Annotated in this window: 9 protein-coding genes; 6 read left to right on the top strand and 3 right to left on the bottom strand. The window is 43.2% G+C overall.

What is annotated here, in order from left to right:
* From L1264_RS12955 to L1264_RS12945, 3 genes are all read right to left on the bottom strand, one after another.
* On the bottom strand, positions 1-922 hold a 922-nt coding region (locus L1264_RS12955), incomplete at its 3' end, for a carboxyl transferase domain-containing protein (protein WP_328256135.1).
* 9 nt (positions 923-931) lie between these two features.
* The gene (locus tag L1264_RS12950; RefSeq protein ID WP_135924632.1) at positions 932-2,107 is read right to left on the bottom strand and encodes an isovaleryl-CoA dehydrogenase; all 1,176 of its coding nucleotides are present in this window, start codon (positions 2,105-2,107) and stop codon (positions 932-934) included.
* 44 nt (positions 2,108-2,151) lie between these two features.
* On the bottom strand, positions 2,152-2,586 hold the full coding sequence (locus tag L1264_RS12945) for a MerR family transcriptional regulator (RefSeq protein WP_036968456.1): 435 nt from the start codon (positions 2,584-2,586) through the stop codon (positions 2,152-2,154).
* A gap of 341 nt (positions 2,587-2,927) precedes the next feature.
* On the opposite strand from L1264_RS12945, the gene L1264_RS12940 reads away from it, so the two are divergent.
* The 6 genes from L1264_RS12940 to mmsB all read left to right on the top strand — a co-directional run bounded on the left by L1264_RS12940 (position 2,928) and on the right by mmsB (position 9,792).
* On the top strand, positions 2,928-4,109 hold the full coding sequence (locus tag L1264_RS12940; protein WP_199526473.1) for a thiolase family protein: 1,182 nt from the start codon (positions 2,928-2,930) through the stop codon (positions 4,107-4,109).
* 91 nt (positions 4,110-4,200) lie between these two features.
* Complete coding sequence (locus L1264_RS12935) at positions 4,201-5,691, top strand: CoA-acylating methylmalonate-semialdehyde dehydrogenase (RefSeq protein ID WP_235404102.1); 1,491 nt, start codon at positions 4,201-4,203, stop codon at positions 5,689-5,691.
* A 103-nt stretch (positions 5,692-5,794) separates the two neighbouring features.
* Positions 5,795-6,952: an acyl-CoA dehydrogenase family protein gene (locus L1264_RS12930; RefSeq protein WP_199526475.1), complete on the top strand. Its 1,158-nt coding sequence runs from the start codon at positions 5,795-5,797 to the stop codon at positions 6,950-6,952.
* Positions 6,953-6,962: 10 nt separating this feature from the next.
* Positions 6,963-7,742: an enoyl-CoA hydratase gene (locus L1264_RS12925; protein WP_105180497.1), complete on the top strand. Its 780-nt coding sequence runs from the start codon at positions 6,963-6,965 to the stop codon at positions 7,740-7,742.
* On the top strand, positions 7,742-8,884 hold the full coding sequence (locus L1264_RS12920) for an enoyl-CoA hydratase/isomerase family protein (RefSeq protein WP_199526476.1): 1,143 nt from the start codon (positions 7,742-7,744) through the stop codon (positions 8,882-8,884). The genes L1264_RS12925 and L1264_RS12920 overlap by 1 nt, the downstream gene beginning before the upstream one ends.
* 17 nt (positions 8,885-8,901) lie before the next feature.
* Positions 8,902-9,792 carry a 3-hydroxyisobutyrate dehydrogenase gene (gene mmsB, locus L1264_RS12915; RefSeq protein ID WP_063705355.1) on the top strand — a complete coding sequence of 297 codons (891 nt, stop codon included), beginning with the start codon at positions 8,902-8,904 and terminating at the stop codon, positions 9,790-9,792.
* Positions 9,793-9,797 lie beyond the last annotated feature (5 nt).

The following is a 9,797-nucleotide window of genomic DNA, read 5'->3' as shown; positions in this document are numbered from 1 at the left end:
CAATTACTTCGCGTACATCAAATGGCTTTTTAAGGTCGGTACCCACAATGCCGTAAATTTCGTTAATGTCGTAACGCGGCGGTTTAACATCATCAAGTAACGGTGCAGTAGGGCGCTGATAGTTGATTCGTTCAATACATTGGCGCGCGATAGAAAGTGCATGGGCATCATTTTCAGCATAGTGATCGGCAACACCAGATGTTTTACAGTGAACATCAGCACCACCTAGCTCTTCAGCACTGACTTCTTCACCCGTAGCCGCTTTAACCAGTGGCGGGCCTGCTAAGAAAATTGTGCCTTGCTCTTTTACGATAATACTTTCATCAGCCATCGCTGGTACATAAGCACCACCTGCAGTACATAAACCCATTACGACTGCAATTTGTGGAATGCCTTTACCAGACATACGAGCCTGATTATAGAAAATACGGCCAAAGTGTAATTTATCGGGAAATACATCATCTTGTTCAGGCAGGTTTGCACCGCCTGAATCAACTAAATAAATACACGGTAAATGACAACGTTCTGCGATATCTTGAGCACGTAGATGTTTTTTTACCGTTAGTGGAAAGTATGTACCGCCTTTTACGGTTGCATCATTGGCGATGATCATACATTCAACGCCTTTCACACGACCAATACCGGCAACAACACCTGCACAAGGAATGGCTTGTTCATACACGCCAAAGGCAGCAAATTGTGAAATCTCTAAAAATGGCGAGCCTTCATCAAGTAGCGTTTCAATACGGTCACGAACAAACAACTTACCACGGCCTCGATGGCGCTCAATCAGGGCAGGGCCGCCGCCTAAACGGATATCAGCTACTTTTTCACGTAAGTCAGTTACGAGCGCTGCCATGTTGTCGTGATTTTGCAAAAATTGCGGATCGTGTGGATTTACACTCGATTTTAAAATCGTCATAACAAGGTCCTATCGGCTTTCAGTGAATAATTCGCGACCAATTAGCATGCGGCGGATTTCAGAGGTACCTGCGCCAATTTCATACAGTTTTGCATCACGTAATAAACGACCTGTTGCGTATTCGTTGATATAACCATTACCACCTAAGATTTGAATAGCATCAAGGGCCATCTTAGTTGCCAGCTCTGCCGCATATAAAATTGCGCCAGCGGCATCTTTACGCGTTGTTTCGCCGCGGTCACATGCACGAGCTACCGTGTAAACGTATGAACGAGCAGCATTCATTTGCGTGTACATATCAGCGATTTTGCCTTGAATAAGCTGGAACTGACCAATTGGGCTATCAAATTGTTTACGCTCATGAATATAAGGAACCACAATGTCCATACATGCTTGCATAATGCCAAGCGGGCCTGCCGCTAAAACAACACGCTCATAATCAAGGCCACTCATAAGTACTTTTACGCCTTCGTTTAAGTTACCTAGAATGTTTTCTGCTGGTACTTCGCAGTTCTCAAACACTAATTCACAGGTGTTAGAGCCACGCATACCAAGTTTGTCTAGCTTTTGCGCAGTAGAGAATCCCGGAGTGTTACGTTCAACGATGAAAGCTGTGATGCCTTTAGGGCCGGCATTTAAATCTGTTTTTGCATAGATAACAAAGGTATCGGCATCTGGACCATTAGTGATCCACATTTTGTTACCGTTAAGTACAAATACATCACCTTTTTTCTCAGCTTTTAATTTCATTGATACAACATCAGAACCCGCATTTGGCTCACTCATCGCAAGGGCACCAATGTGCTCACCGCTGATAAGTTTTGGTAAGTACTTTTCTTTTTGTGCTTGTGACCCATTACGGTTAATTTGGTTAACACATAAGTTTGAATGAGCACCATAACTTAAACCAATCGAGGCACTTGCACGGCTAATTTCTTCCATTGCGATTACGTGCTCAAGGTAACCAAGGCCAGCACCGCCAAATTCTTCAGGCACTGTCATACCTAATAAACCCATTTCGCCAAGTTGTGGCCAAAGTTGATTAGGGAAGGCATTGTCTAAATCTGTTTGTTCTGCAAGTGGTGCGATTTCTTGGCTAGCAAAGCTATTAACGTGATCGCGGATCATGTCTGCTGTTTCGCCAAGTCCGAAGTTCATTTCTTTGTATAGTGAAATAGTGCTCATAATGTGTGTTCCTGTGAGAGTCTGTCGACGAGATTGTTGTCAGGTTATTCGTCTAAATTATTAAGGGTTTCACGACAGCGGCGTTCTGCTGTAACCAATTCCATCAGTACAACTTTAATGTCGTCCATTTGTTGGCTTAGGTCCGCTTTTTTCTCTGCGATAAGGTCAAGCATAGTCACTAGCTGTTTAGCGCTTGATTTATCAGCATCGTAAAGTTCAAACAAACGACCCGTTTCAGCCAAGGTAAAACCTAAGCGTTTACCGCGTAGAATAAGTTTTAGTCTTACTTTGTCGCGTTTTGAATAAATACGGGTTTGACCATTGCGCTCAGGTGATATCAGGCCTTGGTCTTCGTAAAAGCGGATAGAGCGGGTGGTAATATCAAATTCTTTTGCTAGTTCGCTGATACTAAACGTTTGCTCATTGCTAGCAGGTTCAACTGCTGCGCTTTCAAAGTTTGTTTGATTGTCTTGTTTCATGATTTATTTACCTCATTCGAATAACTCCAATATAAGTGAAGTTTACGTAAAGGTAAAGGGGGATTTAGGAGTTATACTTTAGACTTATAAAGATAACTGGTTGGATTTGTTGAAAAGCTCTATTTATCTAGCCTTGTAAGCAGATGTTTGATTTTTAATACAACAAAATACAGATAAGTTTACAGTTTTAACGACCGCAAAAAAGTTGATTTTAGATTTACGTTGGCGTAAACGTAAATATTATGTATGCTGAATTAAATCGAATTTAAACTATAACAAATTAACTGTTTGGTTACACATGATTTGAACACATGATGATAACCCCTTACATGGAGCCAATTATGACTACTGAAGCCGTTGTTATTGTTGCCGCAAAACGTACCCCTATGGGTGGTTTTATGGGCGCACTTAGTGGTGCTCACGCAACTGATTTAGGTGCTACAGCTATTAAAAGTAGCTTAGAGCAAGCCGGTTTATCTGCCGATAAGATTGACGAAGTGATCATGGGCTGTGTATTACCAGCTGGTCTTGGTCAAGCACCGGCACGCCAAGCAATGTTAAAAGCGGGTCTTAATCAAGGCACTGGCGCAACAACAATCAACAAAGTATGTGGCTCTGGCTTAAAGGCTGCAATGTTTGCCCATGACTTAATTAAATCAGGCTCCATCAACTCTGCGGTTGCTGGTGGCATGGAAAGCATGAGTAATGCCCCTTATATGTTACCAAATGCACGTTCAGGTATGCGTATGGGTCATGGCGAAGTAAAAGACCACATGATGTGTGACGGCCTTGAAGATGCTTACGACAACAAAGCAATGGGTTGTTTTGCACAAGATACTGCCGATCAATATTCAATTGGTCGTGAACAAATGGACAACTTTGCACTTAGCTCACTGACTAAAGCAAATAACGCAATTGAAACAGGCGCATTTGATAATGAAATCGCCGCACACACTATCTCAACACGCAAAGGTGATGTGACTGTTGCGATTGATGAGCAACCAGGCAATGCACGTCCTGATAAAATTCCAGGTTTACGTCCTGCATTTAAAAAAGACGGCACAATTACAGCTGCAAACTCGTCATCAATTTCTGATGGTGCAGCAGCGCTTGTGTTAATGCGTGAGTCAGATGCTAAAGCACAAGGTTTAACACCACTTTGCCGTATTGTTGCTCACAGCACACATTCTCAAGCACCAAGCGAATTTACTTTAGCACCAGTTGGCGCGATGCAATCGCTTTTAGAAAAAGCCGGTTGGTCTGTGAATGATGTTGATTTATGGGAAATCAACGAAGCGTTTGCCATGGTGACTATGCTTGCAATTAACGAGTTAAAACTTGATGAAAGCAAAGTAAACGTAAACGGCGGTGCCTGTGCACTTGGTCACCCAATTGGTGCAAGCGGCGCGCGTATCTTAGTTACCTTAATTCATGCATTAAAGAATCGTGGTCTTAGCAAGGGTGTCGCCTCACTGTGTATCGGTGGTGGTGAAGCTGTTGCTATGGCAGTTGAAGTTATTTAATCGCTTTAGAATTTTAATCTCTCACAGCCGCAACGTATTTTAAAAACTATCATGTTGCGGCCTCTTTATACCCACTGGGGAGGAGTGCCTCATGCACCAAGTACCTTTATTTATCAACGGCGAATTTACCCAATCAAGTTCATCGCAACTGATTGATGTTATCAATCCTGCGAACCAAGAAGTGTTAGCTCAAGTTCCGTGTGCAACAGATGCTGAAATGGATGCGGCCATTGCCTCTGCAAAAGAAACATTTAAAACATGGAAAGAAGTGCCAATTTCTGAGCGTGCGCGCATCATGATGAAATACGCTGCACTACTAAAAGAAAACCATGACGAGCTTGCGACGATTATTTGTCATGAGCTGGGTAAAACATTTGAAGATGCCAAAGGCGATGTTTGGCGCGGTATTGAAGTTGTTGAGCAAGCAGCCAATGCACCATCACTGATGATGGGCGAAACAATGGAAAACGTAGCGCGTAAAATCGATACTTACTCTTACATGCAGCCACTAGGTGTATGTGCGGGTATTACGCCATTTAACTTCCCTGCGATGATCCCATTATGGATGTTCCCACTGGCTATTGTGTGTGGTAACACCTTTATTCTGAAACCATCAGAGCAAGATCCACTAACACCGATGCATTTAGCTGAACTATTTGTTGAAGCGGGTGCACCAAAAGGGGTGTTACAAGTTGTTCATGGTACAAAACCACAAGTTGACCGTTTATTAGTAGACCCAGCAGTACGTGCTATTTCATTTGTTGGTTCATGTGGTGTAGGTGAATACATCTATTCAAAAGGCACTGCAAACCTTAAACGCGTACAAGCTTGTGTAGGTGCAAAAAACCACATGGTTATTATGCCTGATGCAAGTAAATCGCATGTTGTAAACAATCTAGTAGGTGCGTCTGTAGGTGCTGCGGGTCAGCGTTGTATGGGTATTTCGGTTGCTGTGTTTGTTGGTCAAGCAAAAGACTGGGTTGATGAAATTAAAACAGGCTTTGAAAACGTACGCCCTGGTGTATGGGATGATGCTAACGCGGCTTACGGCCCACAAACATCAAAAGCAGCTAAAGAGCGTATTTTATCACTTATCGCAAGTGGTAAAGAACAAGGTGCGACTTGTTTAATTGATGGCTCTGACTTTACTGTTGAAGGTTACGAGCAAGGTAACTGGGTTGGTCCAACGTTATTTACTGATGTAACTACCGAGATGGATTTATACAAAGAAGAGATCTTTGGTCCAGTACTGGCTTGTATGTTTGTAGATACTCTTGAAGAGGCGATTGAGCTTATCAATAACTCGCCGTACGGTAATGGTACTTCGTTATTCACATCAAGCGGAGCTGCTGCACGTAAATTCCAACATGAAATCGAAGTAGGTCAAGTTGGTATCAACGTGCCAATTCCTGTGCCACTACCGTTTTTCTCTTTCACAGGTTGGAAAGGCTCATTCTACGGTGATCAACACACCTATGGTAAGCAAGGTATTCGTTTTTACACAGAAACGAAAACAATAACTTCACGTTGGTTCGAGGATGATATCGCCTCAGGTCCGAACATGAGTATCAACCTTAAATAAGCCGTAATTTACTGCTGAGCGAGCACAAGCTCGCTCAAAGAACACACATTTAAACGACAACAATAATTCTTTAAAGAATAAGACAACAAAATAGAGGTCTACTATGGACTTTAATTTAACCGAAGATCAGCAAGCGTTTGCTGAAACAGCCCGTCAGTTTGCAGAGTCTGAACTTGCTCCATATGCAGCTAAGTGGGACCAAGAACACATTTTCCCTAAAGACACCATTAAAGCAGCCGGTGAGCTAGGCTTTTGTGGTTTATATACCCCTGAAGAAGCGGGAGGCTTAGGTTTATCTCGCCTAGATTCAAGCATTATTTTCGAACAGCTTGCCATGGGTTGTACAGCAACGACCGCTATGTTGACCATTCATAATATGGCAACGTGGATGATTGCAAGCTTTGGTACTGATGAGGTTAAAGCCAAGTACTGTGAACAATTAGTAATGGGTGAGTTACTTGCTTCTTACTGTTTAACAGAGCCGAGTTCTGGCTCTGATGCCGCATCACTAAAAACCAAAGCAGTTAAAGAGGGCGATGAGTATGTGATCTCAGGCTCTAAAATGTTTATTTCGGGTGCTGGGGAAACTGACTTACTTGTGGTTATGGCGCGCACTGGTGGTGAAGGCGCAGCCGGTATTTCGGCATTTGTTGTGCCAGCTGATGCAGCAGGTATTGAATACGGTAAAGCTGAAGAAAAAATGGGCTGGAATGCACAGCCAACACGTTTAATTAGCTTTGAAGGTGTCAGAATTCCTGCGGCTAACTTGCTAGGTCAAGAAGGCGAAGGCTTTAAGTTTGCAATGCAAGGCTTAGACGGTGGTCGTATTAACATTGCAACTTGTTCATTAGGTACAGCTCAAGCAGCTCTTAATACTGCGCGCGAATACTTAAAAGAGCGTGAGCAGTTTGGTAAGCCATTAGCTGCTTTCCAAGCACTGCAATTTAAAATTGCCGATATGAACACCGAGCTTGTTGCCGCTCGCCAAATGGTGCGCTTAGCCGCATTTAAACTTGATACGGGTGACAGTGAAAAAACCACTTACTGTGCAATGGCAAAACGTTTTGCTACAGATGTTGGCTTTAAAGTCTGTGACGACGCACTACAAATTCACGGCGGTTACGGATACATCAAAGAATACCCATTAGAGCGTCATTTTAGAGACGTCCGTGTGCATCAAATTCTTGAAGGCACAAACGAAATCATGCGTGTGATTATCGCACGTCGTATCTTAGCTGAGTCAGCAGGCGACATTCTATAAGGAGCAACCTATGTCTAACCCATCGATTGATTTAAATATTGAAGGTAACGTAGCGGTTTTAACCATGAATAACCCGCCTGCGAATACCTGGACACAAGATACATTAACCGCGCTTAAAGACACTGTGACTGAGTTAAATGCTAACAAAAATGTCTATGCATTAGTGATTACAGGTCAAGGTGAAAAGTTCTTTAGTGCAGGTGCCGATTTAAACGTGTTTGCTAGTGGTGATAAAGGCGTTGCTGCCACCATGTCAAAAGTATTTGGTGATGCATTTGAAGCATTAACAAATTTCCGAGGTGTATCAATCGCAGCAATTAATGGTTACGCCATGGGCGGCGGTCTTGAAGTGGCCCTTGCGTGTGATATTCGCATTGCTGAAGAGCAAGCTCAAATGGCACTTCCTGAAGCGAAAGTTGGCTTGTTGCCTTGTGCTGGTGGTACGCAAAACCTTGCATGGCTTGTTGGTGAAGGCTGGGCAAAACGCATGATTTTATGTGGTGAGCGCTTAAAAGCAGACAAAGCACGTGAAATTGGCCTTGTTGAAGAAGTGGTTGGCACTGGCGAAAGTTTAGCTGCGGCAATGAAACTTGCTAACCAAGTTGGCGAACAAAGCCCGGTTGCTGTGACTGCATGTAAAGAGCTTATTCAAAAAGGTCGCACACAACCTATGGCTCATGCATTGCCATTAGAGCGTGAGTTATTTGTACAATTATTTGATACGCAAGACCAAAAAGAAGGCGTGAATGCGTTCTTAGAAAAGCGTAAAGCTAATTGGGTAAATGGCTAATGACTAACGTAACACTACTAAATCATCAAGATGCGCCTGTGGTGTTTGAAACTGCAGAGGCCGAAAGCGGCCTCATTGCAATTGCGACACTCAATGCGCCTAAGTCGTTAAATGCCTTAAATTACGACATGATCCAATTGCTTGAGCCGCAGCTTAGAAAATGGGCTGACGATGACGCAGTTGCCATGGTTATTCTAAAAGGGGCTGGCGAAAAAGCATTTTGTGCTGGTGGCGATGTAGTAAGCCTACATAAAGCAATGAGCACAGGTGAGCCTGCTAACTACATTGAAGACTTTTTTACCCATGAGTACAAATTAGACTACCTAATTCACTGCTATGAAAAGCCAATATTACTTTGGGGTAATGGTATTGTTATGGGTGGCGGTCTTGGCTTAATGGCTGGGGCAAGTCACCGTGTGGTAACCGAAACATCACGTATTGCAATGCCTGAGCTAACCATTGGTTTATATCCAGATGTGGGCGGCAGTTATTTCTTACATAAAATGCCTGAGCAAGTGGGTTTATTTTTAGGGTTAACTGCGGCGTCTATCAATGCTGAAGATGCATTGTTTGTTAATCTTGCTGATCACTATGCAACAGCAGATAAATATGACGCTATTTTAACGGCTATCACAGCTGAAAAGTGGGGAAAAACAGCCTCATTAAATCACGAAAAGCTGACTAACATTCTAATCTCTATTGATAATATTTCAGGTCGTGTCCCTAAAGGTAACGTAAAAGATAACCTTGAGGTTATTCAAAAGCTGGCTGAATTTGACTCACTGCAGGGCAAAGTTGACTACATCCAAAGCTTAGAAACCGAAGATAAATGGCTTACCCGTGCGCAAAAGTCATTAGCGCATGGTTGTCCGCTTAGTTGTGCGCTTGTTGAACGTCAATTAGCTAATTCAAAAGAGATGACGTTAGCACAGTGCTTCAAAATGGAGCTAGGCATGTCGGTTCGCTGTGGCGAAGTAGGTGAGTTCCAAGAAGGAGTTCGTGCGCTACTAATCGACAAAGACGGTGCACCTAACTGGCAGTTTAAATCGCTTAGCGATATCGACGAAGCAGTTGTAGATAGCTTCTTTATAGCACGCTGGGATGAGCAATCTCATCCACTTAACTCATTAACGTCATCTTAAGTCCAAGGGGTAAACAAATGGCTAAATTAACAATAGGATTTATTGGTTTAGGCAACATGGGTGGCCCAATGGCGGCAAACCTTGTCAATGCAGGTCATACAGTTCGCGTGTTTGACTTAAATAAAGCAGCGGTTAATGAGCTTGCCGATAAAGGTGCTATTGCTGCAAACGATGCAGCTGAATGTGCCATTGGTGCTGATATTTTTATCAGTATGCTACCGGCAAGCAAACACGTTAAGTCGCTTTACTTAGGCGAAACAGGTCTTATTAACTTACTTGATAGCAAAACTTTGGTGATTGACTGCTCAACCATTGATGCCGAATCAGCGCGTCAAGTGGGTAGCGAACTTGCTCAAAAAGGCATTGATTTTGTTGATGCACCGGTATCAGGTGGTGTTGCAGGAGCAACAGCTGGCACTTTAACCTTTATCGTCGGTGGTGAGCAAAGTCACTTTGAAAAAGCCAAACTGGCTTTAGTTGATATGGGTAAAAATATTTTCCATGCTGGTGATATTGGTGCAGGCCAAGTCGCAAAAATCTGTAACAACATGCTGCTCAGCATTTTAATGGCTGGCACTAGCGAAGCGCTACAAATGGGCATAAACAATGGGCTTGACCCAAAAGTGTTAAGTGACATCATGACTGCGAGCTCTGGCCGTAACTGGACACTTGAGCTTTATAACCCATGCCCTGGTGTAATGGAAACGGCGCCAGCAAGTAATGATTATAAACCGGGCTTTATGGTTGATTTAATGGCGAAAGACTTAGGTCTAGCTATGGAAGCGGCTCAGCAAAGTAATTCATCTACCCCAATGGGGTCAATGGCGAAGAATCTATACACTATGCTTCAGCATCAAGGTGCGGGTAGTGATGATTTTAGCGCTATTTTTAAATTATTCTCGAAGTAGGAGTT

The sequence above is a fragment of the Pseudoalteromonas sp. APAL1 genome (genome assembly GCF_021532475.1).
GTDB lineage: Bacteria > Pseudomonadota > Gammaproteobacteria > Enterobacterales > Alteromonadaceae > Pseudoalteromonas > Pseudoalteromonas lipolytica_C.
The sequence above is the reverse complement of the archived record's forward strand: the minus strand, read 5'-3'. Positions and strand labels throughout refer to the sequence as shown.

Coding starts and splice junctions, on each gene's coding strand:
- mmsB (WP_063705355.1), top strand. CDS start 8,902: ATGGCTAAATTAACAATAGGATTTATTGGTTTAGGCAACATGGGTGGC.
- L1264_RS12950 (WP_135924632.1), bottom strand. CDS start 2,107: ATGAGCACTATTTCACTATACAAAGAAATGAACTTCGGACTTGGCGAA.
- L1264_RS12935 (WP_235404102.1), top strand. CDS start 4,201: ATGCACCAAGTACCTTTATTTATCAACGGCGAATTTACCCAATCAAGT.
- L1264_RS12945 (WP_036968456.1), bottom strand. CDS start 2,586: ATGAAACAAGACAATCAAACAAACTTTGAAAGCGCAGCAGTTGAACCT.
- L1264_RS12930 (WP_199526475.1), top strand. CDS start 5,795: ATGGACTTTAATTTAACCGAAGATCAGCAAGCGTTTGCTGAAACAGCC.
- L1264_RS12925 (WP_105180497.1), top strand. CDS start 6,963: ATGTCTAACCCATCGATTGATTTAAATATTGAAGGTAACGTAGCGGTT.
- L1264_RS12920 (WP_199526476.1), top strand. CDS start 7,742: ATGACTAACGTAACACTACTAAATCATCAAGATGCGCCTGTGGTGTTT.
- L1264_RS12940 (WP_199526473.1), top strand. CDS start 2,928: ATGACTACTGAAGCCGTTGTTATTGTTGCCGCAAAACGTACCCCTATG.